Source organism: Sphingopyxis sp. GW821-FHT02C12, from assembly GCF_059421785.1.
Window position 1 is genome coordinate 787,298 of sequence record NZ_JBWKVQ010000001.1, and the last position, 25,920, is coordinate 813,217.

Here is a 25,920-nt window from a genome sequence, read left to right on the forward strand (position 1 = left end):
CCCTGCGGCATCCGCCCGCTGTCGTAGCGCGTTTTTCCTGACGCGGTGCGCCCGGGCGCTGCCGCAATTTCCAACCCGCCAACATCAACTCAGCCGTCGGGCGCCGTGCGTCCGCCGGCCGCAGGCAGGTATTTATGTTGCACGACAGCCATTGGGCTCGCGCGCTTGCGCGGGCCGTCGCCACGGATCATCCGGGCAAGACCAAGACCGGCCGGGTCCTGCTCGGCTGGGCCCGCGCGCGCGCCGCCGCGCTCGGGTTCGACGAAAAGACCATCGCGCGCACGGCGTTGCTCGGGCCCATGGCCCCGGCGCCCAATGCGCGTGAGGACGAAAGCCTGATGCAGGCAAACCGGCTGGCCGACGCGCTCGATCTCGCCGCCGAAGAGCGTGCGCTGCTGCTGCTCGTCACCGCGATGGAGCGCGGGCCGCTGACGCGCAGCCTCGCCAAGCTGGTCGAGGTCGAGGGGCTCGACATGGAGGCCTTGGTCGGAACGCTCACTGGGCTTGCCCCGCATGCCATTCGCACCGCCGAAGTGGTGCGGCTCGACCTCGTCGGTCGCTGGACGAGCAAGGAGGGCAAGGTCGAGTTCGGCCTGTGCTGGTCGTTCGAGCGGCTGCTCGACGCCAAGACAGGGCAGCATGACAGTCTGATCGACGGCCTGCTCGGTCGCCGCCAGACCGCGCGCCATGCGATGGCCGACTTTCCCGCGCGGCAGCGCGAAGCCGATCTGGCGCTTGCGCTGCTGCGCGGAGCGATGGCTGGCGGCGCGCGGGGGATCAACATTCTGATCCACGGCCCGCCGGGAACGGGGAAGACCGAGCTGGCGCGGACACTCGCGGCGTCGCTCGGCGAGCCGCTGCATGCGGTGGGCGAAGCCGACAGCGACGGCGACGAACCGAGTCGTTTCGACCGCGTCGCCGCGCTGCGTCTGGCGCTGCGGACGCTTGAGAAGCGCGGGCGTGCACTGTTGCTGTTCGACGAAATGGAAGACCTGCTCGGCAATGCGCAAATCGAGCAGGATGGCCGCATCCGCAACCGGTCGGGGTCGAAGCTGTTCGTCAACCGGCTGCTCGAGGAGAATGTCGTCCCGGTCATCTGGACATCGAACTGCATCGCCGATGTCGATCCGGCGATCCTGCGCCGGTTCAGCCTGTCGATCCGCATGGACTTTCCGAGCATCGCGCATAGCCCGAGCATGCTCGACCGGGTCAGCAGCGAGGAAAAGGTCGCGGTCGATCCGGCGCTCGTCGCGCTCGCCGCGCGTGCGCCCCAAACCGCATCGCTGTTCCGCGTCGCGGCCCGCGCGGCCGCGCTGGCGGGCGACGCCGACAGCGCGAGTCGCTTCGCAGGCTCCATTCTGGGCGCAATGCGCGGCGAGACGATCGAACCGCGCACGCCGCGTGATTTCGACGAGATGCTGCTCGCCGCCGACACCGACCTTCCGGCGCTGTTCGCCAGCCTGGCGTGCGAGGGCGGCCCCGCCGATTTCTCGCTGCTGCTCACCGGGCCTCCCGGAACGGGGAAGACCGAGGCGGTGCAGGCGCTGGCGCGGCGGCTGGGGCGGCCGTTGCATATCAAGCGCGCGTCGGACCTGATGTCCAAATGGGTCGGCGAGACCGAGAAAGCGATCGCGGGGGCCTTCGCCGAGGCCCGGCGGCAGGGGGCGATGCTCTTCTTCGATGAGGTCGATTCGCTGCTCGCCGACCGGCAGGGGGCGGCGCACAGCTGGGAGGTGAGCCGGGTCAACGAACTGCTGACCTGGATGGAGGATCATTCGCTGCCCTTCGCCGCGGCAACGAACCATGCGGCGAAGCTCGACCCCGCGTCAGCACGCCGCTTTGTGTTCAAGGTCGAAATGCGCGCGCTCGACGAGGTGCGGGCACGGCGGGCGTTCGCACACTTCTTCGCGCGCGAAGCGCCGGCGACGCTCGACCGGCTCAGCGGGTTGACGCTCGGCGACTTCGCCGTCGTCGCGCGGCAGATGCGTTTTACCGGCGCGATCGACGATGCAGCGCTGGTCGATCGGCTGCGGCGCGAGCGCGCCGCGCGCCCCGCGATGCCGCAGCCGATGGGGTTCGGATCAGACGCGCCACTTCGGCGCGAAGAAACCCCGGTCGCGTAGCACCACCTCGGCGGCATTATGTCCCGGCGCGCCGGTGACTCCGCCGCCGGGGTGAGCTCCAGCGCCGCACATATAGAGGTTCTTCACCGGGCCGCGGTAGCCGCCGTTGCCGAGCACGGGCCGCGCCGCCCAGAGCTGGTCGAGCGTCATATTGCCGTGCATGATGTCGCCGCCGATCAGGCCGAACTTGCGTTCGAGCCCCTTGGGCGAGAGGCGCGTCTGGCCGACGATGCTGGCGCGGAAGCCCGGCGCATGTGCCTCGACGGTATCGATGATCGCGTCGGCGGCAGCGCCTTCCTCATCGTCCCAGTCGCGACCATCGGGCAGCTCGGGCGCGAACTGCTGACAAAAGAGGCTGGCGACATGCTGACCGGGAGGCGCGAGACTGTCGTCGACGGTCGAGGGAATCAGCATTTCGACGATCGGCTTCTTCGACCAGCCGAACTGTTTCGCGTCGAGGAAGGCGCGGTCCATATAGTCGAGTGTCGGCGCGAGGATGATCCCCGACTGGTGATGTTCGCCGGGTTCGGGCAGGCAGGTGAACTTGGGGAGTTCCGACAGCGCGACATTCATGCGGAAGGTGCCGCTGCCCGCCTTGAAACCGCGGATACGGCGCTGAAAATCGCCCGGCAGGTCGGACGCGTCCATCAGCCGTTCGTAGAGCAGTTTCGGCCCGACATTGGCGATGACGCGCGCGGCGGCGATTTCCTCGCCGCCGGCGAGCTTCACCCCGACCGCCTTGTCGCCGTCGACGAGCACCTTCTCGACCGGGCTTTCGAGGCTGATCTCGACGCCAAGGTCGCGGCAGACCTTCGCCATGATCTCCGTGATCTTGCCCATGCCGCCGACGCTGTGGCCCCAGGCGCCCTTCTTGCCGTTCACTTCGCCGAAGACGTGGTGGAGCAGCACATAGGCGCTGCCCGGCGTGTCGGGGCTGGCGTAATTGCCGACGACGGCGTCGAAGCCGAAGGCGGCCTTGACCGCCTCACTCTCGAACCAGCTGTCGAGCATCGTGCGCGCCGACTTGGTGAAGAGGTCGAGCACGTCGCGCTGCTGTTCGAGGCTGAGCCCCGTGAAACGCCGCCCCTGCCGCGCGCCGTCGATCAGCGTGCGGAAGCCTTCGCCGACATTGGGCGGCACGCGCAGCGCGAGGTCGCGGAGCAGTTCTGCGACATTTTCGAGCGCGTCATAATATTGCGGCAGCACGTCGGCGTCGCGGGCAGAGAATCTGCGGAACTCGGCCTGGGTGCGTTCGAGCCCGCCGCCGAGCTTGAGGTAGCCGCCATCCTCCTGCGGCAGGAAGTTGCTGATCGGCCGCTCGATGACGCGGTAGCCATGATCGGCGAGCTTCATGTCGGCGATCACCTTGGGCTGGAGCAGGCTGACGGTGTAGCTCGCGACCGAGTTGCGGAAGCCCGGCGCGAACTCCTCGGTCACCGCGGCACCGCCGACGACGCCGCGCGCCTCGACGATGCGGACCTTGAGCCCCGCCTTGGCGAGATAGAAGGCGCAGACGAGGCCGTTGTGGCCGGCGCCGATAATCAGGGCGTCATAGGCTTTGGTCATAGAAATTCTTTCGCAAGCGGGGATTGGACATGCTGGCGGCCGAAGCCGAGGCCGAGGATGCGGCCGGGAATGCGGCGCAGCAGCGGAATGCGGTTAAGCAGGCGCACCACGAAGGGCACGCGGGTAATTTCGCCGCGCAGCATCGGTTCGATGACGCGCTGGTGTGCGAAACGCTGGACCGCCTGCATGCGCGTGGTAGGTGTCCAGCGGCGGTCCTGCACGCGCGCAAGCAGCGGATCGGGATCGGCGCCGGCGGCGAGCGGGGCGGCGAGAATATTGGCCGCTGCGACGGCGTCCTGCACCGCAAGGTTGATGCCGACCCCGCCGACGGGCGACATCGCATGCGCCGCGTCGCCGATCGCGAGCAGCCCCGGGCGCGACCAGCGGGTCAGCCGGTCGAGCGCGACCGAGAGCAGCTTGACGTCGTCGAAGCTATGGATCGCATCGATCCCGGCGGCGAGGCCCGGGGCGATGGCGACGATGCGCTCGCGGAAGGCCGCGATGCCCTGCGCCTCGATCGGGGCAAAGCCGCCCTTTTCGATGATCTGCGCGCATTGCCAATAATCGCCGCGCGGGATGGCGACAACCATACCGCCTTTGTCGATCGTGCCGAGCGCGACTTCGGACATGTCCATGCCCGCGGGCAGGGGAACGCGGAACCACAGCACGTCCATCGGCGCCCCCAGATCTTCGAGCGGCAGTTCGGCCGCATCGCGAAGCACCGAGCGACGCCCGTCAGCGGCGATGACCAGCCGCGCGGGCAGCGCCTCGCCGCTCGCGAGCGTCACGCCGCTGACGCGATTGGCGGCATCGTAGGAGAATCCGCTCGCCTCGGTCGACATGCGCAGGTCGAAGGTCGGATATTTGCGCCCCTGCCCCGCGATGAAATCGAGCAGGTCCCATTGTGGCATCATCGCGACGAAGCGCGCCGCGACGGGCAAATGCTTCATCGTCGCGATCGTATAGCGCTGCCCAAGCAGGTTGAGCGTCATCGTGTCGATCGCGGCGTGGGGCTCTTTCAGCAGTTCCTCGAGCAGGCCGATCTCGTTGAACAGTTCGAGCGTCGAGGGATGTACGGTGTCGCCGCGGAAATCGCGGAGGAAATCGGCGTGCTTTTCAAGGATCGTGACGGGCACCCCGGCGCGCGCGAAGAGCAGCCCCGCAACCATGCCGGCGGGACCGCCGCCGACGATCACCACGGGCGCCGACTGGCTCAACGGCGGCTCCACCCTGCGGCGGGCGCTTGTTCGAGCCGCGCTTCGGGGATGATGTCGCGCATCCGCGCGCAGAAATGCTTGAGGCAGACTTCCTTGTCGCTGAGCGGACCCATGGTGAAGCTCTTCGACTGCATGCCCGCCTGCACCCGCGTGATCAGTTCGGTGTCCTCGGCATTGACCTGGCGGTTGATGCGCCAGTTCAAATAGCGCGCGGCCTTCATTTCGCGGCGGTCGTCGGGCAGAACGTAGCTGATTTCGCGGATCAGGCAGGTCGTGGGGCCGGTCGGCAGCCATTGCATGAAATCGACCTGGTCGGGATAGATGTCGAAGGCGACATTGGGCCAGAGCTTGAAATAGAGCCAGTGGCGCTGGCTCGCTTGTGGCAGGTGCGGGACCGGCGGCAGCAGGCGCTGGTACATGCGTTCGGACCAGTTGGCCGACGGGCGGTCGATCAGGTCGCCCCACATGCGGTCGACATTATCCTCGGCCTCGACGCCATAGCTTTTGCCGAACAGGCGGGTGAGGCCGGGGTGCGCGACGGGGATGTGGAGACCGTCCGAATAATTGTCGCCGACATTCTTCCAGTTCACATCACGCGGGCGCAGCGTGACGCGGCCGAGCGCGCCGAGTTCCTCGAAGCGATAGGGTGCGACCTGTGCCTCATAGGGCGCCATCATCGATGCAACCGAGGGACCGCCATCGTCGGTCAGGCGGACGAACCAGAAGCCGCGCCATTGTTCGAGGCCGACGGGGACGAGCCCCGCCTTGCTCCGGTCGAGTGTCGGGTAGCTCGCGCTGTCGGGTACGCCGGTCAGCCGACCGTGGAGGTCGTAGGTCCAGGCGTGGTAGGGGCAGACGAGTTTTTTGGCGCAGCCCGCCGCGCCATCGACGAGGCGCGAGCCGCGGTGGCGGCAGACGTTGGTGAAGGCGCGCACACCGCGGTCGGCCCCGCGCACGACGATGACGCTTTCGCCGCAATAGTCGATACTGTGCCAGTCGCCAACGTTTGGAATGTCGCTGTCGTGGCAGACGACCTGCCAGCTTGGGCGGAAGATGCGCTCGATTTCGGCGGCGTGGAAATCGGGATCGCTGTAGGTCCAGGCCGGCAAAGACCAGCCGTCCTGGGGGTCGATGTTGGTGAAAGTGTCGCGCAGCGTTGCCATGAGTCGATCCTTGTTGTACATACGTATAACAATATGCAGCCCGCTCGCCAAGCCTTTACGCGCGAAAGCGCCGATGCCCGCCGGGGGGCGCTGATCGAGGCGACCGCGGCGGTGCTGGCCGAACAGGGGCTGGCGGGAACCAAAGTCCGGGCGATCTGCGCGAAAGCGGGGGTGTCACCCGGGCTTTTACGGCATTATTTCGCAGGAATCGACGATCTGGTTGCCGCCACCTACCGCGCGACGAGCGACCGGATGGACGCGATTTTTGCCGCTGCCATCGAAGGCGCGGGACCCGATCCGCGGGCGCGACTGAACGCCTATCTGACCGCGAGTTTCCGCCCGCCGGTGACCGATCCCGAACTGCTGGGGGCGTGGACGGCGTTCTGGGCGCTGGCCCGCAGCGACGCACGGATGGTGCAGATCCACGCGGAAAGTTACGCCGGCTATCGCGCACGGCTGGGCGACTTGCTCATCGCGTGCGGCGTGACGCCGGCCGAGGCCGCAAAACTGGCTGTTTTGCTGACCGCGATGGTCGACGGGCTATGGCTCGAACTGTCGCTCGACGCCGAAAGCTTCGGCGCCGAGGCGGCAGTGGCGATGGTCGAGCGCGCGGTCGCGGCGCTCGTCTGACTCTTATTTCGACAGGTCGCGCAGCAGGCTGTCCCAGTGCGCGAGCGCGGGGGCGATCGCGTCGACGGGGACGCGTTCGTTGAGGCCGTGGGCGTAGCTGTCGCTGGCTTTCGAGAAGAGGCCCGCGACGCCGTAGCTCGGCACGCCCTGAATGCGGAAATGATAGGAGTCGGTCGCACCCGCGCTCATCGAGGGGATGATCGGCAGGCCCGGCGCGCGCGCATGCACCGCCCTAGTCACCGCCGCGACGACGTCGAGGCGCAGCGGCGAGGCGTCGCTGGCGCTGGCGTCGGGATCGGTGTTCACCTTAACCCCGGGGTCGGCGATCACCTTTTCCAGCTCGGCGCGCACCGTCTCGACCGGCACGCCGGGGAAGATGCGGCAGTTGATGTTCGCGGTGGCGCGCTGCGGCAGCGCATTTTCGGCATGGCCGCCCTTGACCAACGTCGGTACGCAGGTGGTGCCGATCTGGCCGACATATTCGGGGTCGGTGCGGATCGCGGCGATAGCGTTCGCGTCGGCGGGATTGGCCGCAAAGGCCTTGAGCGCCGCGCCGATGTCGCCGCCGACCTGATCGGCGACGATCGGCATGCCGACCTTGGTCAGCTCATTCTGCTGCGGCGTGAAGCGGTAGGCGCCGACCTTCGCCAGCGCGTTCGAGAGCTGGACGATCGCATTGGTGGCCGAAGGGCGCGAGCTGTGACCGCCGGGGTTGGTGACCTCCAGCACGAAATCGGCATAGGTTTTTTCACCCGCCTGCAGCCCGTAATATTTGGGCTTGCCGTCCTCGCCGATCAGCCCGCCGCCGCCATCGCCGTTGAGCGCGAATTCGGCGCCCTTGTACTTGGCGGCGAGCGCGCGGGTGGTGAGCATCGAGGTTTCCTCGTCGCCCGAGAGCAGCAGGATGATCGAGCGCTTGGGCTTGAAACCGTCCTTCTTGAGCTGCGCCATCGTCGCGACCATCATCGAGACGTCGAACTTATTGTCCTCCGACCCGCGGCCGAAGATATAGCCCTGCTCCTCGACCGGCACGAAGGGATCGCGCGTCCAGTCCTTCGCGTCGGCCTCGACCACGTCCATATGGCCGAGCAGCACGATCGGCTTGCCCTTGCCCGTGCCCTGGAGCGTCGCGGCGAAGGTCGCGGTTTCGCCGATCGGCGTGATTTCGATATCGGCGTCGGTGTAACCCGCGGCCTTGAGAACGCCGGCGTAATAGGCGGCGAGTTCTGGCACCTTGCCGCGGCCCTCGACGGTCGGGATCGCGATGCTGTCGATCAGGATTTTCTTCGCGGTGTCGGTGTCGGCGGGTTTGGCGTGGGCGGGCGCGGCGGCGATCAGGGCGGCGGCGAGGGCGAGCGGGGCGGTAAGGTTGCGCATGGCAACGGGTTATGGCGGGTGCGGCGGGTTCGCAAGCGATATGGTGACGGAAAGCAATCCGTCATCCCGGGCTTGACCCGGGACCCGCCTTTTTTGCCTTCAAGACAAGGCAGGCCCCGGGTCAAGCCCGGGGTGACGATAGGAAATCAAGCCGCGATCTTCTTCGCCTTCGGCGCCGGGGTCTTCGGCTTGAACCGGCACAAATCATCGACCGGGCAGCGCCAGCATTCGGGGGTGCGCGCCTTGCAGATGTAGCGGCCGTGGAGGATCAGCCAGTGGTGGGCGCCGACGCGGAAGGGCTGCGGCGTGTCCTTCTCCAGCTTTTTTTCGACCGCGAGCACGGTTTTTCCCGGCGCCAGGCCAGTGCGGTTGCCGACGCGAAAGATATGCGTGTCGACCGCGAAGGTTTCCGCGCCGAACGCGCAGTTCATCACGACATTGGCGGTCTTGCGCCCGACGCCGGGCAGTTCGACGAGCGTGTCGCGGTCGGCGGGCACCTCGCCGCCGAAGTCGCGGACGAGGATTTCGCTGAGTGCGATGACATTCTTCGCCTTGGCGTTGAACAGCCCGATCGTCTTGATGTGCTGCTTCAGCCCCTCTTCGCCGAGATCGACCATCTGCCGCGGGGTCTTCACCTCCTGAAACAGCAGGCGCGTCGCCTTGTTCACCCCGACGTCGGTCGCCTGCGCCGACAGCACCACCGCGACGAGCAACTGATAGGTGTTGCCGAACTGAAGCTCGGTCTCGGGACTGGGGTTCAGTTCGGCGAGGCGGCGGTAGAATTCGAAGATATCGGCCTTTTTCATTCGGCCTTCGGCGGATGCGCCGCCTTCCACTCCATCGCGGCGCGGACGCGGCGTTCGACCGAGGGGTGCGAATAGAAGAGGAACTCCTCGACCGCGTTCGGGCGCGGGTTGCGATATTCGGCGGTCTTGACCAACGCGCTGGCCATCGCGTCGGGCAGGTTGACCGTCTGCACCGAGTACAGATCGGCCTCAGTCTCACCCTTGCGAACCACCCAATTCTGCACCGGCTGCGCGAGCAGGCCAAAGAGCGAGACGATGAACATGAGCACCGGGAAACCGCGCGCGTCGCCGATGGTCGCATCGCTGCCGAAGAGGCGCGCGAAGCGAGGGAAGAGGCGGTCGGCGAGGAAAAAGAGCAGGATCGCGAGCAGCGAAAAGACGGCGATCATCCACCAGATCTGGCCGAGAACATAATGGCCGATTTCGTGCCCCGTCACCGCCCGAACCTCGTCGAGCGAGGCGCCTTTCAGCGCGACGTCCGAAATGGCGATGCGCGCCGAATGGCCGAGGCCCGAGACATTGGCGGTGAAATTGTTCGACTGGCGCGAGCCGTCGAAAACGAAGATGCGGTCGGGTTCAATGCCCGCTTCCTTTGCCTGCACTTCGAGCGCGTCGCGGACTGCGCCTGCAGTAAGCGGCTTGTAATCGTTGAACAGGGGTTCGACGACGATCGGCGAGACGAGCAGGATGGCGAGGATCGCGGTCGCGGCGAGGCCGCCCGACCAGATCCACCAGCGCTTTCCGGCGCGGCGGATCAGCGCATAGATGCCGAGGAAGAAGAGCGCGCCGAACAGCGTACCGATGACGAGCGAGATCGCCGACTGCGCAAGATAGTCGCCGAGCGGCTGGCTGGTGCGGCCATAGGCGCTTTCGCGGAAAAAATTGGTGTAAAGGTCCCACGGCAGGGTGAGCAGCGCCGAGAGCAGCAGGAAGGCGGCGCATATCAGGAAAGTGCGGACGGCCCAGCCGCGCCGTTCGAGTTTCGCCGAAACGCGGTCGAGGATGCGGAACCGCACGAAGAGGAAGGTGACGACAGCGGCGACGACGAGGTTCCACAGGAGCAGCCATTCGCTGCCGACGGTATAGGCCGCCGCCTTGGCGAGCGCGGCGGGGCCGAGGCCGTCGATATAGGCGGCGGTAGCGATAGCGGGATCGAAGCTCATGGCGTCACTCCAGGATCGAAAGGTCAGCGCAGCCAGCGGCTGAGCACGGGAAAGGCGGGCAGTCCTTCGGCGAGCGCGGTGCGCAGGTCGGCGGTCATGCCGTACAGGCCGAGCATCGGCGCGCCGATATAGCGGCCGGTGGCGTAGCTGGTGATCAGCGCCGCGCTGTCGCCGCGATAGCCGCCGTCGTGGAACAGCTGGCGCAGCGGCAGCTCGCACGGCAGGGACGCGGCATAGGACCAGGCGATCGCGACCATCTCGTCGGTCGGATCGGCGACGAGCGGGCCGAGCGTCGCGCGGTCTTCGGGCGCAACGGCGGCGATATGCCCCGCCTCGTGGAGCAGGTCGCCCGGCCAGACGGGGGTGTCGGGGTCGATCAGCAAACGGCCCTCGACGATCGCGAGGCCTTCGAGCAATTGTTCCTTCTGGTCGCCGATCCAGTCGACCTCGATCCCCACCTCTTCGAGGAAGGGCAGGATACGCGCCGCCGCCGCCTCGCCGCCGCCTTCCTCGCGCCATGTGCAGGCCGATGCGGTTACCTTGTCCATGTCGGTCATCCTAATGGCAGTCCCAGGAGAAAGCGACGCGCGAGAAATCACGCGCGGCAAGATCGGCGTGGCGGATCAGGAACACCGCCTCGCCGACGTCGCCCCAGCCGATATGCGCGTCCGAAGTGAGGCGGAGCAGCGTGCGGTCATAATCGTCATAATGGCCGGCCTCGCGAAAATCGGACTGAGTGAAGGAAGGGTAGCCGCCGACGTGGTGGACGATCGGTTCGCGGCGATCGGGGCCGAAATACCAGTCCTCGACCGTCTTAATATTGGGACGGTTCCACAGTCCGTCGAGCAGGCCGCGCGTGCTGTAGTCCCCGATCGGCGGTTCGTGCCGCGCCGCCGATGCGACCAGCATGACACCGCGCGCTCGGGTCCGATCATGGAGAGGCCCCATCGGCTCGGGCGGGGGCGGTGCATCGACGAGCCGGCCCGCAGGCAGGCCCGCTGGATGCCAGACCAGCCGGATCGCCGAATTGGCGGGCTCGTCGAAATCGGCGCCCATGATGTCCTCACAGGGGAGGAAGAATTGCAGCACGCCGCGGCTCGGAAAACCGTCGAGCGGCGGCAGGTCGACGAAGTCGATCTGTGCGACGAAATCCATCGGCCGGGCTGCGGCGTCGAGCGGCCAGTCGGCTCCGTCGGCGACCCATGCGGGGCCGCCAAGGCGGCAACCGTCGGGGCGGATGGGCTGGTCGGGATCGGGCTTGAGTTCGGCGGCGGGCAGCGCGTGCGCGGGGAACCACGCCCTGATCGCGGCGATCTCCGCATCGGTGATCGGCGGTCCCGGCGGATTGCGTCGCTCGTCTTCGGCCTTCCATGCCCCGAGGTCCTTGCGCCAGGTCTTCAGGTTCGCGCGCTCGGCCAGCCAGCGGCGGGCCGGGCCGACAAGGACCAGGGCGACGACGATCGCGGCGCAGAGAAGGCCGAACAGTTCGGCGGTCACGAAAGCCCCAGCACCTGCGGCATCGTATAGCGTCCGGCCTTCTGGTGGATCAGCCATAGCGCGGCGCGCACGGCGCCGCGCGCGAAGATCATGCGGTTTTCGGCGCGGTGCGACAGGGTGATCATCTCCTCGTTCCCCGCGAAGATGACGTCATGGTCGCCCGCGACGGTGCCGCCGCGGACGCTGGCGAAACCGATCTTGCCATGGCCGCGCGCGCCGGTGAGGCCGTCGCGGCCGCGTTCGGAGCAGGTGGCGAGGTCGATGTTGCGCCCGTCGGCGGCGGCCTGGCCGAGCAGCAGCGCGGTGCCGCTGGGGGCGTCGACCTTCATCCGGTGGTGCATTTCGACGACCTCGATGTCCCAGTCGGGGCCGAGGCGCCCCGCGGCCTCCTGCACCAGATGCGCGAGCAGGGTGACGCCGAGCGAGGTGTTGCCGGTCTGGAGCACCGCAATGTCCTGCGCCGCGTCGTCGATCAGATAATGATGCCGCTCCTCGAGCCCGGTGGTACCGATGACGATCGGGGTCTTTGCAGCGACGCAAGCGTCGAGCGTGGCTTCGAGCGCGGCGGGCGAGGAGAAATCGACGAGCACGTCGGCGTCCGCGGCAAGCTTCGCGATATCGCCGCCCTTGTCGATGCCGCAGTGCCGCGCCCCGGCCTCCGCCGCGGCGGCCGCGAGCACGAGGCCCATGCGGCCCTGGCTGCCGACGATGCCGATGCTGGTCATAATGCGTCCCCCGAAATACCGCCTCCCTTTAACCGCTGGTGTCGAGCGAAGTCGAGACACGTTGGCGCCGCGCCTTGCGTGTCTCGGCTTCCAACGTTGGTGGAAGTTTATCCTGAGCGCCTGCTAAAGGCAGGCGAAGGGCTCGACACGAACGGATAAGAGGGACGCATGAAAGAGATTCAAAACATCGTCATCCTGACCGGCGCTGGGGTGTCGGCCGAGAGCGGCATCGACACGTTTCGCGACGGCGGCGGATTGTGGGAACAGCACCGCGTCGAGGATGTCGCGACCCCCGAGGCCTTTGTCCGCGACCCCGGCCTCGTCCACCGTTTCTATGACGCGCGGCGCGAAGCGATCCAGTCGAAGGTGCCGAATGCGGCGCATGACGCGCTGGCGCGGCTCGATGCGGCCTGGCCGGGCGAATTGCTGATCGTGACGCAGAATGTCGACGATTTGCATGAGCGCGCGGGGGCCAAAAGGCTGATCCATATGCATGGCGAGCATCTGAACGCCTGGTGCACCGGATGCGACACGCGCAGCCCCTGGACCGGCCCGCTGATCGAGCGGCCGGCCTGCCCCGCGTGCGGGGTCGCGGGGCTGCTGCGTCCCGACGTCGTGTGGTTCGGCGAGATGCCCTATCATATGGACGCGATCTATCATGCGCTGAACCGCGCCGACCTGTTCGTGTCGATCGGGACGTCGGGCGCGGTCTATCCGGCGGCGGGCTTCGTGCGCGAGGCGCGGGCGAGCGGGGCGCGGACGCTCGAGCTCAACATGGAGCCGAGTCAGGGGTCGCACTGGTTCGGCGAAGCGCGGCACGGACCGGCGAGTGTGCTGGTGCCGGCTTGGGTGGAGGAAATGCTGGGCGCCTAGCGCCGCGCCGCGAAGAAATCCCGGAGCAGGGCCGCCGCTTCGCCCGCCCCGATGCCATCGTAGATTTCGGGGCGGTGGTGGATCGTCGGCTGGCTGAACACGCGCGGGCCGTGGACGACGGCACCGCCCTTGGGATCATCGGCGCCATAATAGAGGCGCGCGATGCGGGCGTGGGCGATCGCGCCGGCGCACATCGCGCAGGGTTCGAGCGTGACATAGAGGTCGCAGCCGTCGAGGCGGTCGTTGCCGAGTCTGGCGGCGGCGGCGCGAATCGCGACGATTTCGGCGTGGGCGGTCGGGTCGTGCGATTCGCGAGGGCGGTTGTGGCCTTCGGCGATGATCACCCCGTCCTTGACGATCACCGCGCCGACCGGCACTTCGCCCGCGTCCGCGGCGGCTTTGGCGAGGTTCAGCGCGGCGCGCATCGGTTCGGGCAGGGGAAATTGCGGCATCGCTTTTCCCGCTAGTCCCTTGACGAATCTGCGACAAGCCGATAAGCGCGCGCCTTTCCCGGCTCACTCCGGTCCTGCAGTCCCCGATTTATCGGGAAGCGCCCGGACGCCGAACCGAAATTTTTTGTACGAGGACAGATATCATGTCGCGCATCTGCGAACTGACCGGCAAGGGTCGTATGGTCGGCAACAATGTCAGCCACGCCAACAACAAGACCAAGCGCACCTTCCTGCCCAACCTGCAGAATGTGACCTTGCTGTCGGACGCCCTCGGCAAGGGTTTCAAGCTGCGCGTGTCGACGCACGGCCTGCGCACCGTCGAGCATAATGGCGGCCTCGACAACTGGCTGATCAAGGCCGGCGACGACCAGCTGTCGGCTTCGGCGCGTAAGCTGAAGAAGGACGTGGTGAAGAAGCTGGCCGAAAAGGCCGCTTAAGCTTCCCAAGCTTTCGAATCGCATGGAGGCCGCCGGTTTACCGCGCGGCCTTTTTGCTGTCCGGCAGGTCGACGAGTTCGACCTTCAGCAGCAGGCTGCGCTGCCAGCTGTTGAAATTGTCGTCGGCGACGAGCCAGACGAAGGTGCGGCCGTCCTCGACCGCCACCGCGGCGCCCTCGTAATTTTCGCGCAAGGGTTCGGGCACCTGCCCGATCGCCAGCGAGCGCACCACCCGGCCCTTGCCGATATCGGCCGGGTCGACGATCGCCAGCGTCGTCGTGAACAGCGGACCCAGCCCGAGCAGGCGGTGGACGAGCAGGATGCGCCCGTCGGGCAGCGGCGCGGCGTCGCTGACCTGGCCCTTGCCCTCGGCGTCATAATAGAAAAGCAACGGCGGCTTGCCCGGCACCGCTGGGTCGTCGGTGTAGACGAGCGCTTCGGTCCCGTAATCATTGCGGTCCTCGCCTTCCGAAAAGAGGATGGTGCGGCCGTCCTTGAGCCGCACCATCGCCTCGGGTCCGCGATTCGCCGGCCAGCGGTAGAGCGCGGGCGAGCGGCGGCGCGATTCGACGCGGGTCAGCCCGGCATCGATGCGCCAGACCTGGTTGATCCCCTCGAGCGCGATCCACAGCTTGCCGGTGACGGGATCGCGCACCATCGCCTCGGCATCGGTGAAGGCCTTGCGCTGCGGACTGCGCGGCGGAGTCGGCAGCGCGGCGATCGCCACGTCGGACACCGATCCGTCGGCGCCGAGCGTCAGCCGCGTCGCCTCCCCATTGTCGCCGATCAGCAGGAAGCGCCTGTCGCCGCGCAGCGCCAGCGCCGAAAAGCCACCGAACATGCTGTTCGAACTGGTCAGCCGCCAGCCCTCGACAAAACGCAAGGTGCCGCCGGTCGCGGCGGGATAGAGGAGCGGCCGCGCACTCGCCGTCTGGCTCCGGTCGACCACCGGATAGCGAAAACCGGTCCATGGCACCGGCCCGAGCGTCAGGAAGATCAGGGCAGCGGGGAGAAGGCGGCGCATCGCCCGGGGCCTAGAGCGATCGGCGGACAAAGGAAAGCGCGGCAAAGCGTCGCCGAAGATGAACCGCGGGCAACGCAGCCTGAACGCCAGCCAACAATGATGTTCAGGCTAAGCTCAACGCGAATCACCTAGAACCTCTTTCATCGACCACCGCCCCAAAGGGCCGAAGACGAAAGAAGGAGACAGAAAATGAAAAAGATGGTGACCCTCTCGATCGCCGCCCTGATGTCCACCGCGACGCTGGGCCTGGCAGCCACTCCCGCCGCGGCGCAGAACGGTTATTACAACCGCGACGGCTATTCGAGCTATGACGCCCGCTATGGCCGCGACGACCGCCGCTATGACCGCCGCGACAATCGCAATTACGACCGCCGCGATTACCGCAACGACCGCCGTTACGACCAGCGCCGCTACAACAACCGCAACTATCGCCAGTGCGACAACGGCACCGGCGGCACGGTGATCGGCGCGATCGCCGGTGGCCTGGCCGGCCATGAAATCGCCGGCCGCGGTGACCGCACGCTCGGCGTCATCCTCGGCGGTGCCGTCGGCGCCATCGCCGGCCGCGCCATCGACAAGGGGAATGACGGCTGCCGTTAAGGGCTGACCCGACCTCCAATAATCTCTTCCTACCTTGTTCCCCGTCCGGTTTCGTACCGGGCGGGTTTTTCTTTTGGGTTGGGGTGGAGCGATCGGGTGCGAACATAAGATCCTCCCTGTGGCGCAGCCATGGGGAGGTGGCAGCGCGAAGCGCTGACGGAGGGGCATTGGCGCGACGTTGCGGCCCCTCCAGCAGCCGCTACACGGATGGCCTCCCTCCCCATCGCTGCGCGACAGGGAGGATTTTGACGTCCAACGTTCCACACCCCACCCCCCAAGCCGCCGGGGTTGCCATCGCGTGCCCCTGCGCCTAGTCTTGCCCCCAAGTGCACGTCCGGTCTTCGGGCGCGTGAGAAACAGGTAAGAATAGCCATGCGGCAAATGGCAGCGCCCCAGGGGCGGTCGCCGCGGCCCGGGGCGGCGGCGCAGAACAGGGAAAGCCCGAATCGGCAGGCGCCGAACGGCAATCCCCGCCCGGCGCCCTTCACGCGGCCCAAAAGCTATGCCGCGATCGACCTTGGCACCAACAATTGCCGGCTGCTGATCGCGCGTCCGCAGGACGGCGAGCTTGTCGTCATCGACGCCTTTTCGCGCATCGTCCGGCTCGGCGAAGGATTGCACGGCAGCGGGCGGATCAGCGATGCCGCGATGGACCGCGCGGTCGCCGCGCTCGCCGTCTGTGCCGACAAATTGCGCCGCCGCCACGTCAGCCTGTCGCGCGCGGTCGCGACCGAGGCGTGCCGCCGCGCGAGCAACGGACAGGAACTGGCAGACCGGGTGAAGCGCGAAACCGGCATCGTGCTCGACATCATCGCCCCCGCCGAGGAGGCGCGGCTGGCGGTGCTCGGTTGCCACAATCTGATGGAACCCGGCGACGGCCCGGCGCTGATCTTCGACATCGGCGGCGGATCGACCGAGTTGATGCACGTCGAGGGCGACGGCCATGACGTCGCGATTCGCGACTGGGTCAGCGTGCCGTGGGGCGTCGTGTCGCTGACCGAACATGCGTCCGCCGAGGGTGCGACGATGGCCGACCGTCAGGCCGGCTATGCGCAGATGCGCCAAGTCACCCGTGACGCCTTTGCCGCCTTCGCCGCGCGCGCCGAACGCTATTCGGGCCAACCGCTGCGCCTGCTCGGCACCAGCGGCACGGTGACGACGCTCGCCAGCGTCTTCCTCGACCTGCCGCGTTACGACCGGCGTGCCGTCGACGGGCTGGTCGTGCCCTGTGATGCGATGCGCGACATCAGCCGCCGACTCGCCGAGGCGAGCATCGCCGACCGCGCCGAAATCGGCTGCATCGGGCGCGAACGCGCCGATCTGGTCGTCGCGGGCTGCGCGATCCTGGAGAGCATCATCGACCTGTGGCCCGCCGCGCGCGTCGGGGTCGCCGACCGCGGCATCCGCGAAGGCATATTGCGCACGCTGGCAATGCAGGGCCGCGACGTGCCGGTCACCCGCCGCGAGTATCGCAAATGAGTCAGGGCAAGGGCGGCGGCGCTAAGGGTGGACGGGGCGGACTGCATGTCCGCGTCAAGACCGCGAAGAAGCGCAGCACATCGTCGACGCGCTGGCTGTCGCGGCAATTGAACGACCCCTATGTGCGCCGCGCGCAGGCCGAAGGCTATCGCTCGCGCGCCGCGTACAAGCTGATCGAACTCGACGAGAAATTCAGCTTCGTCAAAAAAGCGCGCGCCGTCGTCGACCTGGGGATCGCGCCGGGCGGCTGGTCACAGGTGGTGCGCAAGACCAACCCGCGCGCGAAGATCGCCGGCATCGACCTGCTCGAATGCGAACCGATCGAAGGGGTCGAGATCCTGCAGATGGATTTCATGGACGATGCCGCACCCGACGCGCTGATCGAGGCGCTGGGCTCCGCCCCCGACCTGGTCCTGTCGGACATGGCGGCGAACACCGTTGGCCATCCGCAGACCGACCATCTGCGTACGATCGGGCTCGCCGAAACCGCCGCCGATTTCGCGGTCCGCACGCTGCAGCCCGGCGGCAGCTTTGTCACCAAGGTGTTCGCGGGCGGTGCCGATCATAGCCTGCTGACGCTGCTCAAGCAGAATTTCGCCACGGTGAAGCACGCCAAGCCGCCGTCGAGCCGCAAGGGGTCGCCCGAGATGTTCGTGGTGGCGCAGGGGTTCAAGGGGCGCAAGGCGAACGTGGAAGATCAGGCCGGCGGCGGCTAGCGACCGAAATCAGCCATTCTCGTCAAGACGTTGACGTCCTATGAGCGGACGCTTGCAGGGGGATGGCGGTGGCGGCCGAAGGGTAGCCTTTGTAAGAGTAGCGGAACCAGAGGTTGCAGGTGCTCAGTAGCTATGTCGTCGCAAAAAGAAATCTATCTGGTTCGGCATGGTGAAACCGAATGGAATGCATCTGGCCGTTTCCAAGGAAAGCTAGACTCTCACCTGACGGAAAAAGGGGTGGCACAGGCGGAAGCATGCGGAAGGCACCTAGCCGCAATCGCGGCCGGGATAGATGCGTTGGTCGCAAGTCCGTTGGGCCGAGTGCGCAAAACCACAGCCATTATCAAAACTTTTGGAAAATTTCCGGAGCCACAGTGGGAACCTCGAATTGCGGAAGTTTCGGTTGGCTCGTGGGACGGTCTTACCCATACGGACATAGACGCGCAGTGGCCCGGCAGGTTGGACGAAACGACCCCATTCGACTGGTTTTTCCGATCACCTGACGGTGAAAGCTACGATGCTGCCATGTCGCGAGTAACTCAATGGCTGGATAGCTTGCAAGGCGTCGTACTTGCCGTGTCGCATGGTTTGACAGGGCGCCTCATTCGGGGAGCCTATCTAAGTCTGGCCAAAGATGATGCCCTCTGCCTGCCCGTTCCACAGGACATAATATGGCGATTAGCCAATGGCCGCGTCGAACCCATTCGCGTCAACTGACGCGCATCGGGGATGTCTGCTATTCGAGGAGCGCTGCTGCCAAACCGCCCGTCTCGTATCCACCCCAAAACCGTCATTCATTTCATCGCACCCTATGATCCATATCATTGCCGAGCGATTCCAACACCTATACACAGCCATGGTCGCAGCCATGCTATCGCTCGCCGCGTCTGCGCCACGATCAATCGGGGAATGACAATGCGCCGAATCGCTGGAAAATCCATCGCCTTGCTGACGATGTCGGCCTTTGTCCTCGCGAGTTGCGGGGGCGGTGGTGGAGGCGGGGCGCCGCCGGTGACGGTCACACCGACGCCGACCCCTACCCCGACGCCCACCGCGAGCTGCGGCCTGTCGGCGCGGCAGGATTTCGCCAAGGCGGTGATCGACGAATGGTATCTGTTTCCCAGCGACGTCGCGGCCGGGGTCAACAAGGCGAGCCACAGCAGCGTCCAATCCTATATCGACGCGCTCGTCGCGCCGGCGCGCGCGGCGAACAAGGACCGCTTTTTCACCTACATCACCTCGATCGCCGAGGAGAATGCCTTTTTCTCGAGCGGCGCCAGCGCGGGTTTCGGCGTCCGGCTGACCTATAATCCGTCGACCCAGCGCGTCGTCATCGCCGAAGCCTATGAAAGCGCGCCGGCGTTCGCCGCGGGGATCGACCGCGGCACGCAGATCACCGCGATCGGGACCAGCGCGGCGAATCTGCGCAGCATCGGCGACATCGTCGCCGCGAGCGGCACGGGGGGCATTACCGACGCCCTGGGCCCGAGCACCGTGGGCACCACGCGGGTGCTGCGGATCCTCGATGCGGGTGGCGGCAACCAGCGCGACGTGACCGTGACCAAGGCCGATTTCGAGATCGACCCGATTTCGGACCGCTATGGCGCCAAGATCATCAGCGAGGGCGGGAAGAATTACGGCTATATCAACCTGCGCACCTTCATCAGTTCGGCGAACCCGCAGTTGCGCGCGGCCTTTCTGAATTTCCGCAACCAGGGGGTGACCGACATCGTCATCGACTTCCGCTACAATGGCGGCGGGCTGGTGAGCACGGCCGAGTTGATGGGCGACCTGCTGGGCCGCAACCGCAATGCCAGCGAGCTGTTTTCGCGCACCGATTTCCGCCCGTCGAAAGCGGCCGAGAACGACCGGCATTTCTTCACCAGCCAGCCCGAATCGATCGCGCCGACACGGATCGCCTTCATCGGCACCGGATCGACCGCATCGGCGAGCGAACTGGTGATCAACGGCATGCTGCCCTATCTGGGTACCAGCATGACGCTGGTCGGCAGCAACACCTTTGGCAAGCCTGTCGGCCAGATCGCGCTCGACAAGGCCGAATGCGACGACCGGATGCGCGTCATCGCCTTCGCCACCGGCAACGCGTCGGGGGCGAGCGACTATTTTGCCGGTCTTGCGCCCAAGATCGCCAACAGCTGCGCGGCGGCGGACAATCTGTCGGTCCAGCTCGGCGATCCCAACGAGGCGTCGCTGCGGTCGGCGATCGATTTCCTGGCCGGGCGGAGTTGCGGGGCGCGGATCACGAGCGCCGACAGCCGGGTCGCATCGAAGAGCCTGACGCCAAGCGCCGTGCCCGCGCTCGAAATGCTGGAAAGCGAAACGCCGAGCGCCGCGCAGCGCGAGATGCCCGGGCTGTTCTGACGCCCCGGGCCGTTCCGACGAAGAAGACCCCGCATCGTGGCGGGCAAAGCCGAGCGCGCTTGCCCCGGTCCGCCGCGTCATGATAGCGTGTCGCCACAACCCAAAATCGTGAAGGGCGGCAACGCATCGCCCCGTCCGGCATAATATCGTCGAGGCTCCGCGGGGACTGCATGTCCGCGAGCGATAGAAATCATCGGGGACATGGCATGGTTACACCGCAAGAGTTTCCCATTTCGCGGCGCGGGCTGATCGCCGGTGGTGCCGCCTCGGTCGCCGCGGTCACCGTGCCGCCGCCCCTTGCAGCCGAAGCGACAGCCGGCAATGCCGCCGCCCCGCCGCCGACGGCGCGCGTCGCGTTCGAGGTCAACGGCAAGCCGCACGACCTGGAACTCGACACGCGCACCACCCTGCTCGACGCGCTGCGCGAGCATCTGCGCCTGACGGGAACCAAGAAGGGCTGCGACCACGGGCAATGCGGGGCCTGCACCGTCATCGTCGACGGGCGGCGGATCAACAGCTGCCTGTCGCTCGCCGTCCAGCACGATGGCGACAAGATCACGACGATCGAAGGACTGGGCCTGCCCGGCACGCTGCACAAGATGCAGGAGGCCTTCATCGCCCATGACGGGTATCAATGCGGTTATTGCACCCCGGGCCAGATCTGTTCGGCGGTCGCGGTGCTGGGCGAGATCGAAGCGGGCATCCCGAGCCATGTCACCCCTGACCTGACGGACGCGCCGCAGGTCACGCCGCGCGAACTGCGCGAGCGGATGAGCGGCAATATCTGCCGCTGCGGCGCTTATTCGAACATCGTCGACGCGATCGCCGATGTCGCGGGGGTGAAGGCATGAAGAGCTTCACCTATGAGCGGGCCGCAAGCCCCGCCGCCGCCACCGCCGCCTTTGCGAAGACCAAGGGCGCGCGCTTCATCGCGGGGGGCACCAATTTGCTCGACCTGATGAAGCTGGAGATCGAGACCCCGGCGCATCTGATCGACGTCAGCCGGCTGTCGCTCGACACGATCGCGCCGACGGCGGAAGGCGGGCTGCGGATCGGGGCGATGGTGCGCAACACCGACCTGGCCGCCGACGCGCGGGTGCGGCGCGACTATGGGCTGGTATCGCGCGCGCTGGTCGCGGGCGCGTCGGGGCAATTGCGCAACAAGGCGACGACCGCGGGCAATCTGCTCCAGCGCACGCGCTGTCCCTATTTTTACGACATCAACCAGCCGTGCAACAAGCGGAGGCCCGGCAGCGGTTGCGCCGCGATCGGCGGTTTCAGCCGGCTGCACGCGGTGGTCGGGGCGAGCGACGCGTGCATCGCCACCCATCCGAGCGACATGGCGGTCGCGATGCAGGCATTGGATGCCGTCGTCGAGACGGTCGACGCGGCGGGCAAGGCCCGCGCGGTTCCGCTCGCCGATTTCTATCGCGCACCGCTCGACACGCCGCATCTCGAAACAATGCTGGCGCCGGGCGAATTGATCACCGCGGTAACCCTGCCCAGGCCCGTCGGCGGCACGCATATCTATCACAAGGTCCGCGACCGGGCGTCCTATGCCTTTGCGCTGATCTCGGTCGGGGTCGTGGTGCAGAAGGACGGCAGCGGCCGGGTCGCGCTCGGCGGGGTGGGGTACAAGCCCTGGCGGGTGAAGGCCGCCGATGCCGAGATGCCGCGCGGCGCCAAGGCGGTGGCCGCGGCGCTGCTGACGGGCGCGAAGACGAGCCACGAAAACGCGTATAAGCTGCCGCTGGTCGAGCGCACGCTCGCCGCGGTGCTGGCGCAAGCGAAGGGTTGAGCCATGAAGTTCGACACGCCCGCCACCGACAATCCGATCGACCGGCTGAAGGTCGTCGGCAAGCCGACCGACCGGATCGAGGGACCGCTAAAGACCAGCGGCACCGCGGCCTATGCCTATGAACGCCACGACGCGGCGGCGAACCAGGCCTATGGCTATATCGTCGGCGCCGCGATCGCCAAGGGGCGGATATCGTCGATGGACATCGCGGCCGCGAAGGCGGCGCCGGGGGTGCTGACGGTCGTCACCGCCGCGAGCGCCGGGATGCTCGCCAAGGGCGATTTCAACACCGCGAAGCTGCTCGGCGGGCCCGAGATCGAGCATTATCACCAGGCGATCGCGCTCGTCGTCGCGGAGAGTTTCGAACAGGCGCGCGCCGCCGCGGCGCTCGTCCGCGTCGATTATGTGCGCAGCAAGGGCCAATTCGACCTCGCCAAATCGCTGGACGGCGCGGTCAAGCCGCCCGCCTCGTTCGGCACCGAAGCCGACAGCCGCTTCGGCGATTTCGATGCGGCCTTTGCGAGCGCGCCGGTCAAGCTCGACGCGCGCTACACCACGCCCGACCACAGCCATGCGATGATGGAGCCGCACGCGTCGATCGCGAACTGGGACGGCGACAGGCTGACGCTGTGGACGTCAAACCAGATGATCGACTGGTCGGTCGGCGACGTCGCGAAGACCTTGGGCATCGCGAAGGAGAAGGTCCGGCTCGTCTCGCCCTATATCGGCGGCGGGTTCGGCGGCAAATTGTTCGTCCGCGCCGATGCGATCCTCGCCGCGCTCGGCGCCAAGGCGGCGGGGCGGCCGGTCAAGGTCGCGCTGCAGCGGCCGCTGATCATCAACAACACCACCCACCGCCCCGCGACGATCCAGCGCATCCGGCTGGGCGCGACGACCGACGGCAAGCTGACCGCGATCGGGCACGAAAGCTGGTCGGGCGACCTCAAGGGCGGCGGCCCCGAAACCGCGGTCGGACAGACGCGCCTGCTCTATGCGGCGCCGCACCGGATGACCGCGATGCGGCTGTCGGTGCTCGACCTGCCCGAAGGCAATGCGATGCGCGCGCCGGGTGAGGCCCCCGGGCTGATGGCACTGGAAATCGCGATCGACGAGATGGCCGAGAAACTGGGCATCGACCCGGTGGCGCTGCGCATCCTCAACGACACGCAGGTCGACCCCGAAAAGCCCGAACGGCGTTTTTCGCAGCGCCGGCTCAACGAATGCCTGACGCTGGGCGCCGATAAATTCGGGTGGAAGGACCGCAATCCCAAGCCGGGGCAGACCCGCGACGAGCGCTGGCTGGTCGGCACCGGGGTCGCTGCGGCGTTCCGCAACAATCTCAACGGCAATTCGGCGGCGCGGGTGCGGCTCGAGCGGTCGGGCAAGATCGTCGTCGAAACCGACATGACCGACATCGGCACCGGCAGCTATACGATCATCGCGCAGACCGCCGCCGAAATGATGGGCGTGCCGCTCGACCAGGTCGAGGTGCGGCTGGGCGATTCGCGCTTCCCCGTCTCGGCGGGGTCGGGCGGGCAGTGGGGCGCTAACAGCTCGACGGCGGGGGTCTATGCGGCCTGCGTCAAGCTGCGCACCGCGATCGCGGAGAAGCTGGGCCTCGCCCCCGCCGATGCCGTCTTCGAGAAGGGCGAGGTCCGCGCGGGCGGCAAGAGCGTCGCGCTCACCAAGGCCAGCGTCGATGGCGATCTGGTCGCCGAGGACATGATCGAATTCGGCGACCTCGCCGAGAAGATGCAGCAATCGACCTTCGGCGCGCATTTCGTCGAGGCGGCGGTCGACAGCTATACCGGCGAAATCCGCATCCGGCGCATGCTCGCGGTGTGCGCCGCGGGCCGCATTCTCAACCCCAAGGCGGCACGCAGCCAGGTCATCGGCGCGATGACGATGGGCGCGGGCGCGGCGCTGATGGAGGAACTGGCGGTCGACAAGAGGTTCGGATTTTTCGTCAATCACGACCTCGCGGGCTATGAGGTGCCGGTCCACGCCGACATCCCGCATCAGGAGGTGATCTTCCTCGACGAGGTCGACCCGACGACGTCGCCGATGAAGGCGAAGGGCGTCGGTGAACTCGGCATCTGCGGCGTCGCGGCGGCGGTCGCCAACGCCGTCTATCATGCGACGGGCATCCGCGTGCGCGACTATCCGGTCACGCTCGACAAGCTCATCGGCCGGTTGCCGGAGATCGCATGACGCCGGAAGGCGGGGTTCAGGCGCGCGGCAGGTCGGCCGGTCGGTCGATATCGTTCAGCTGTCCGGCGGGTGCGGCGACGAGCGCAGCCGAGGCCAGCATGGAGCGCCCCCCCTGGTCGCCGCTTGCCTCCTCAAGCGCCGCGAACCGCGACCGCGCGAACAGCGCGGGCGGCATCGGCACGCCGTCGCGGCCCGACGCGACGACCGGCGCGGCGTCGGGGTCGAAGCGGGCGAGCAGCGCCGCGAGATGGCCGGCGCGCACGAAGGGCATGTCGGCAAGGCACAGCAGCGCGGCGCGCTCCACCCCCGGCGATACCGCGCCGATGCCCAGCCGCAGCGATTGCGACAGCCCGCGCTCGGGACAGGGATTGGCGACGATGTCGAACCCCCGGTCCGCGAGCAGCGCCGCGACCGGGCCGTTCCGGTCAGGGCAGACCGCGATCCGGCGCGCGGGCGCGAGGTCGACGATCGCCTGCGCGGCGTGGAGCAGCAGCGACATGCCGTCCAGCGGCGCCAGCAATTTGTCGTCGGCTCCGAAGCGGGTCGAGCGCCCCGCGGCGAGGAAGATCGCGGCCACCGCATCCCGATCGATCATCGTCTCGCCTCCCGCCGCGCGCCGGACATCCTGTCCCGCATAATGACCCCGCTGGCAATCACCCCCGCCGACATTCTCCGCTTCGCGCACGACCACAGCGCGCGGGGCGTCGTGCTGGTGACCCTGACCGGAATCGCCGGATCGTCGCCGCGCGCGATCGGCGCGCAGATGGCGGTGGCGTCCGACGGCGGCTATCGCGGTTCATTCTCCGGCGGCTGCATCGAGGCGGCGATCGTCGGCGAGGCGCTGTCGGTCCTCGCGGCGGGCAAAAGCCGCCTTGTCCGCTTCGGCGCGGGGTCGCCCTATATCGACATTCGCCTGCCGTGCGGCGGCGGCATCGACCTGTTGTTCACACCGCGCCCCGACCCGCACATAGTCGATGATATTCTGGCGCGGCTCGACGCCCGCGAACCGGCGGGCTTGTGGATAAAGGGCGACGGCATCGCCATCGCGGAACCCGGAACGGTGCCGGCGGGGTGGTCGGACGACGCCTTTTGCGTGCGCTATGTTCCGCGCCTGCGCATCGCCGCGATCGGCCATGGCGAGGCGCTGGTCGCGACCGCGCGGCTGGCCCGTTTTTTTGGCGCCGAAACCTTCGCCTTTTCTCCGCTGGCGGACGATGTCACGGCGGCATCGGGGGACGGGATCACGGTGGCGCTGCTCGAAACGCGGACCAGTCCCCCGGCGCTGGCCACCGATCCATGGACGGCGTTCGCCTTTCTGTTCCACGATCATGAGTGGGAAGATGCGCTGCTGCCATGGGCGCTTCGTGGCCCGTATCTGTTCGTCGGCGCGATCGGCGGATGGCAAAGCCGGGCCAACCGCCGCGACATGCTGCGCCGCGCGGGTTTCGACGACGCCATCATAGGCCGGTTCGAGGAGCCCGCCGGTCTGATTCCCGCGACTCGCGACCCGGCGACGCTGGCGCTGTCGCTCGTCGCCGAGATCGTCGCCGCATATCAGGAGCGATATGGCGGCGGCGCCTGCGAGGGCTGAGCCCCCGGACCATAGGCGTTACCCGAAATGCACCGCCGCTTACCTGCCGCCGGTCTGGCGATACCACCACCGGGATGTTCTGGTCACCGA

The 25,920-nt window shown here is 67.3% G+C and carries 25 protein-coding genes; 13 read left to right on the forward strand and 12 right to left on the reverse strand.

The window, feature by feature from the left end; all coding sequences use genetic code 11:
• Nucleotides 1-134 precede the first annotated feature (134 nt).
• On the forward strand, nt 135-2,123 hold the full coding sequence (locus tag AC07U1_RS03700; protein WP_495177396.1) for an AAA family ATPase: 1,989 nt from the start codon (nt 135-137) through the stop codon (nt 2,121-2,123).
• On the opposite strand, the gene AC07U1_RS03705 is transcribed toward AC07U1_RS03700, so the two are convergent.
• Genes AC07U1_RS03705 through AC07U1_RS03715 form a run of 3 tightly spaced genes read right to left on the reverse strand, consistent with a single transcriptional unit; the run spans nt 2,082 to nt 6,069 of the window.
• Nucleotides 2,082-3,689: a phytoene desaturase family protein gene (locus tag AC07U1_RS03705; RefSeq protein WP_495177395.1), complete on the reverse strand. Its 1,608-nt coding sequence runs from the start codon at nt 3,687-3,689 to the stop codon at nt 2,082-2,084. The genes AC07U1_RS03700 and AC07U1_RS03705 overlap by 42 nt on opposite strands.
• Complete coding sequence (locus AC07U1_RS03710; RefSeq protein ID WP_495177394.1) at nt 3,686-4,906, reverse strand: FAD-dependent oxidoreductase; 1,221 nt, start codon at nt 4,904-4,906, stop codon at nt 3,686-3,688. Before AC07U1_RS03710 ends, AC07U1_RS03705 begins: the two co-directional genes overlap by 4 nt.
• Nucleotides 4,903-6,069 carry an aromatic ring-hydroxylating oxygenase subunit alpha gene (locus tag AC07U1_RS03715; RefSeq protein WP_495177393.1) on the reverse strand — a complete coding sequence of 389 codons (1,167 nt, stop codon included), beginning with the start codon at nt 6,067-6,069 and terminating at the stop codon, nt 4,903-4,905. The genes AC07U1_RS03710 and AC07U1_RS03715 overlap by 4 nt, the downstream gene beginning before the upstream one ends.
• Before the next feature lie 33 nt (nt 6,070-6,102).
• Here AC07U1_RS03715 and AC07U1_RS03720 point away from each other — a divergent pair, with 33 nt between their 5' ends.
• Nucleotides 6,103-6,699 (forward strand): TetR family transcriptional regulator C-terminal domain-containing protein, encoded by a 597-nt coding sequence (locus AC07U1_RS03720; protein WP_495177392.1) that lies wholly within the window; start codon nt 6,103-6,105, stop codon nt 6,697-6,699.
• A gap of 3 nt (nt 6,700-6,702) precedes the next feature.
• On the opposite strand, the gene AC07U1_RS03725 is transcribed toward AC07U1_RS03720, so the two are convergent.
• The 6 genes from AC07U1_RS03725 to dapB all read right to left on the reverse strand — a co-directional run bounded on the left by AC07U1_RS03725 (nt 6,703) and on the right by dapB (nt 12,267).
• Nucleotides 6,703-8,076 carry a M20/M25/M40 family metallo-hydrolase gene (locus AC07U1_RS03725; protein ID WP_495177391.1) on the reverse strand — a complete coding sequence of 458 codons (1,374 nt, stop codon included), beginning with the start codon at nt 8,074-8,076 and terminating at the stop codon, nt 6,703-6,705.
• Between the two features lie 146 nt (nt 8,077-8,222).
• Nucleotides 8,223-8,882 carry an endonuclease III gene (gene nth, locus AC07U1_RS03730; protein ID WP_492735441.1) on the reverse strand — a complete coding sequence of 220 codons (660 nt, stop codon included), beginning with the start codon at nt 8,880-8,882 and terminating at the stop codon, nt 8,223-8,225.
• Complete coding sequence (locus AC07U1_RS03735; protein WP_187140038.1) at nt 8,879-10,045, reverse strand: M48 family metalloprotease; 1,167 nt, start codon at nt 10,043-10,045, stop codon at nt 8,879-8,881. The genes nth and AC07U1_RS03735 overlap by 4 nt, the downstream gene beginning before the upstream one ends.
• 23 nt (nt 10,046-10,068) lie before the next feature.
• The gene (locus AC07U1_RS03740) at nt 10,069-10,593 is read right to left on the reverse strand and encodes a hypothetical protein (RefSeq protein WP_156377596.1); all 525 of its coding nucleotides are present in this window, start codon (nt 10,591-10,593) and stop codon (nt 10,069-10,071) included.
• Between the two features lie 10 nt (nt 10,594-10,603).
• Nucleotides 10,604-11,599, reverse strand: coding sequence for a YwqG family protein (locus AC07U1_RS03745; RefSeq protein ID WP_495197648.1), 996 nt, complete (start codon nt 11,597-11,599; stop codon nt 10,604-10,606).
• Nucleotides 11,539-12,267, reverse strand: a complete 729-nt coding sequence (gene dapB / locus AC07U1_RS03750) for a 4-hydroxy-tetrahydrodipicolinate reductase (protein WP_495177389.1) — start codon at nt 12,265-12,267, stop codon at nt 11,539-11,541. The genes AC07U1_RS03745 and dapB overlap by 61 nt, the downstream gene beginning before the upstream one ends.
• 168 nt (nt 12,268-12,435) lie before the next feature.
• On the opposite strand from dapB, the gene AC07U1_RS03755 reads away from it, so the two are divergent.
• On the forward strand, nt 12,436-13,140 hold the full coding sequence (locus AC07U1_RS03755; protein WP_495177388.1) for an NAD-dependent deacylase: 705 nt from the start codon (nt 12,436-12,438) through the stop codon (nt 13,138-13,140).
• On the opposite strand, the gene tadA is transcribed toward AC07U1_RS03755, so the two are convergent.
• The gene (gene tadA, locus AC07U1_RS03760; RefSeq protein WP_056344905.1) at nt 13,137-13,592 is read right to left on the reverse strand and encodes a tRNA adenosine(34) deaminase TadA; all 456 of its coding nucleotides are present in this window, start codon (nt 13,590-13,592) and stop codon (nt 13,137-13,139) included. The two genes, AC07U1_RS03755 and tadA, sit on opposite strands and share 4 nt — an antisense overlap.
• Nucleotides 13,593-13,735: 143 nt before the next feature.
• Here tadA and rpmB point away from each other — a divergent pair, with 143 nt between their 5' ends.
• Nucleotides 13,736-14,029 carry a 50S ribosomal protein L28 gene (rpmB, locus tag AC07U1_RS03765; protein ID WP_056344908.1) on the forward strand — a complete coding sequence of 98 codons (294 nt, stop codon included), beginning with the start codon at nt 13,736-13,738 and terminating at the stop codon, nt 14,027-14,029.
• Nucleotides 14,030-14,066: 37 nt separating this feature from the next.
• Here rpmB and AC07U1_RS03770 read toward each other — a convergent pair whose 3' ends face one another.
• Complete coding sequence (locus AC07U1_RS03770) at nt 14,067-15,053, reverse strand: esterase-like activity of phytase family protein (RefSeq protein ID WP_495177387.1); 987 nt, start codon at nt 15,051-15,053, stop codon at nt 14,067-14,069.
• Nucleotides 15,054-15,242: 189 nt separating this feature from the next.
• Between AC07U1_RS03770 and AC07U1_RS03775 the strand changes: the two genes are divergently transcribed.
• From AC07U1_RS03775 to paoC, 8 genes are all read left to right on the forward strand, one after another.
• The gene (locus tag AC07U1_RS03775; protein WP_056344913.1) at nt 15,243-15,653 is read left to right on the forward strand and encodes a glycine zipper 2TM domain-containing protein; all 411 of its coding nucleotides are present in this window, start codon (nt 15,243-15,245) and stop codon (nt 15,651-15,653) included.
• Nucleotides 15,654-16,034: 381 nt separating this feature from the next.
• Nucleotides 16,035-17,132: a Ppx/GppA phosphatase family protein gene (locus AC07U1_RS03780; RefSeq protein WP_495177386.1), complete on the forward strand. Its 1,098-nt coding sequence runs from the start codon at nt 16,035-16,037 to the stop codon at nt 17,130-17,132.
• Complete coding sequence (locus AC07U1_RS03785) at nt 17,129-17,848, forward strand: RlmE family RNA methyltransferase (protein ID WP_495177385.1); 720 nt, start codon at nt 17,129-17,131, stop codon at nt 17,846-17,848. Before AC07U1_RS03780 ends, AC07U1_RS03785 begins: the two co-directional genes overlap by 4 nt.
• 132 nt (nt 17,849-17,980) lie before the next feature.
• Nucleotides 17,981-18,565: a histidine phosphatase family protein gene (locus AC07U1_RS03790; RefSeq protein WP_495177384.1), complete on the forward strand. Its 585-nt coding sequence runs from the start codon at nt 17,981-17,983 to the stop codon at nt 18,563-18,565.
• 198 nt (nt 18,566-18,763) lie between these two features.
• A complete protein-coding gene (locus AC07U1_RS03795) occupies nt 18,764-20,230 on the forward strand; it encodes a S41 family peptidase (RefSeq protein WP_495177383.1) in 1,467 nt (488 codons plus the stop codon).
• Between the two features lie 206 nt (nt 20,231-20,436).
• Nucleotides 20,437-21,081: an aldehyde dehydrogenase iron-sulfur subunit PaoA gene (gene paoA, locus AC07U1_RS03800; RefSeq protein ID WP_495177382.1), complete on the forward strand. Its 645-nt coding sequence runs from the start codon at nt 20,437-20,439 to the stop codon at nt 21,079-21,081.
• Entirely contained in the window at nt 21,078-22,028 is a 951-nt protein-coding gene (locus AC07U1_RS03805) for an FAD binding domain-containing protein (RefSeq protein ID WP_495177381.1), read from the forward strand. Before paoA ends, AC07U1_RS03805 begins: the two co-directional genes overlap by 4 nt.
• Before the next feature lie 3 nt (nt 22,029-22,031).
• A complete protein-coding gene (gene paoC / locus AC07U1_RS03810; protein WP_495177380.1) occupies nt 22,032-24,239 on the forward strand; it encodes an aldehyde oxidoreductase molybdenum-binding subunit PaoC in 2,208 nt (735 codons plus the stop codon).
• 16 nt (nt 24,240-24,255) lie between these two features.
• On the opposite strand, the gene AC07U1_RS03815 is transcribed toward paoC, so the two are convergent.
• A complete protein-coding gene (locus tag AC07U1_RS03815; RefSeq protein ID WP_495177379.1) occupies nt 24,256-24,834 on the reverse strand; it encodes a nucleotidyltransferase family protein in 579 nt (192 codons plus the stop codon).
• A 42-nt stretch (nt 24,835-24,876) separates the two neighbouring features.
• Between AC07U1_RS03815 and AC07U1_RS03820 the strand changes: the two genes are divergently transcribed.
• Entirely contained in the window at nt 24,877-25,830 is a 954-nt protein-coding gene (locus AC07U1_RS03820; protein ID WP_495177378.1) for an XdhC family protein, read from the forward strand.
• Nucleotides 25,831-25,920: the final 90 nt, after the last annotated feature.

What these genes read in the sequence shown, in the direction of transcription:
- AC07U1_RS03700 (WP_495177396.1), top strand. Translation starts at nt 135, where the DNA reads ATGTTGCACGACAGCCATTGGGCTCGCGCGCTTGCGCGGGCCGTCGCC.
- AC07U1_RS03705 (WP_495177395.1), bottom strand. Translation starts at nt 3,689, where the DNA reads ATGACCAAAGCCTATGACGCCCTGATTATCGGCGCCGGCCACAACGGC.
- AC07U1_RS03715 (WP_495177393.1), bottom strand. Translation starts at nt 6,069, where the DNA reads ATGGCAACGCTGCGCGACACTTTCACCAACATCGACCCCCAGGACGGC.
- AC07U1_RS03720 (WP_495177392.1), top strand. Translation starts at nt 6,103, where the DNA reads ATGCAGCCCGCTCGCCAAGCCTTTACGCGCGAAAGCGCCGATGCCCGC.
- AC07U1_RS03725 (WP_495177391.1), bottom strand. Translation starts at nt 8,076, where the DNA reads ATGCGCAACCTTACCGCCCCGCTCGCCCTCGCCGCCGCCCTGATCGCC.
- nth (WP_492735441.1), bottom strand. Translation starts at nt 8,882, where the DNA reads ATGAAAAAGGCCGATATCTTCGAATTCTACCGCCGCCTCGCCGAACTG.
- AC07U1_RS03735 (WP_187140038.1), bottom strand. Translation starts at nt 10,045, where the DNA reads ATGAGCTTCGATCCCGCTATCGCTACCGCCGCCTATATCGACGGCCTC.
- AC07U1_RS03740 (WP_156377596.1), bottom strand. Translation starts at nt 10,593, where the DNA reads ATGGACAAGGTAACCGCATCGGCCTGCACATGGCGCGAGGAAGGCGGC.
- AC07U1_RS03745 (WP_495197648.1), bottom strand. Translation starts at nt 11,599, where the DNA reads ATGGCTGATCCACCAGAAGGCCGGACGCTATACGATGCCGCAGGTGCT.
- dapB (WP_495177389.1), bottom strand. Translation starts at nt 12,267, where the DNA reads ATGACCAGCATCGGCATCGTCGGCAGCCAGGGCCGCATGGGCCTCGTG.
- AC07U1_RS03755 (WP_495177388.1), top strand. Translation starts at nt 12,436, where the DNA reads ATGAAAGAGATTCAAAACATCGTCATCCTGACCGGCGCTGGGGTGTCG.
- tadA (WP_056344905.1), bottom strand. Translation starts at nt 13,592, where the DNA reads ATGCCGCAATTTCCCCTGCCCGAACCGATGCGCGCCGCGCTGAACCTC.
- rpmB (WP_056344908.1), top strand. Translation starts at nt 13,736, where the DNA reads ATGTCGCGCATCTGCGAACTGACCGGCAAGGGTCGTATGGTCGGCAAC.
- AC07U1_RS03770 (WP_495177387.1), bottom strand. Translation starts at nt 15,053, where the DNA reads ATGCGCCGCCTTCTCCCCGCTGCCCTGATCTTCCTGACGCTCGGGCCG.
- AC07U1_RS03775 (WP_056344913.1), top strand. Translation starts at nt 15,243, where the DNA reads ATGAAAAAGATGGTGACCCTCTCGATCGCCGCCCTGATGTCCACCGCG.
- AC07U1_RS03780 (WP_495177386.1), top strand. Translation starts at nt 16,035, where the DNA reads ATGGCAGCGCCCCAGGGGCGGTCGCCGCGGCCCGGGGCGGCGGCGCAG.
- AC07U1_RS03785 (WP_495177385.1), top strand. Translation starts at nt 17,129, where the DNA reads ATGAGTCAGGGCAAGGGCGGCGGCGCTAAGGGTGGACGGGGCGGACTG.
- AC07U1_RS03790 (WP_495177384.1), top strand. Translation starts at nt 17,981, where the DNA reads ATGTCGTCGCAAAAAGAAATCTATCTGGTTCGGCATGGTGAAACCGAA.
- AC07U1_RS03795 (WP_495177383.1), top strand. Translation starts at nt 18,764, where the DNA reads ATGCGCCGAATCGCTGGAAAATCCATCGCCTTGCTGACGATGTCGGCC.
- paoA (WP_495177382.1), top strand. Translation starts at nt 20,437, where the DNA reads ATGGTTACACCGCAAGAGTTTCCCATTTCGCGGCGCGGGCTGATCGCC.
- AC07U1_RS03805 (WP_495177381.1), top strand. Translation starts at nt 21,078, where the DNA reads ATGAAGAGCTTCACCTATGAGCGGGCCGCAAGCCCCGCCGCCGCCACC.
- paoC (WP_495177380.1), top strand. Translation starts at nt 22,032, where the DNA reads ATGAAGTTCGACACGCCCGCCACCGACAATCCGATCGACCGGCTGAAG.
- AC07U1_RS03815 (WP_495177379.1), bottom strand. Translation starts at nt 24,834, where the DNA reads ATGATCGATCGGGATGCGGTGGCCGCGATCTTCCTCGCCGCGGGGCGC.
- AC07U1_RS03820 (WP_495177378.1), top strand. Translation starts at nt 24,877, where the DNA reads ATGACCCCGCTGGCAATCACCCCCGCCGACATTCTCCGCTTCGCGCAC.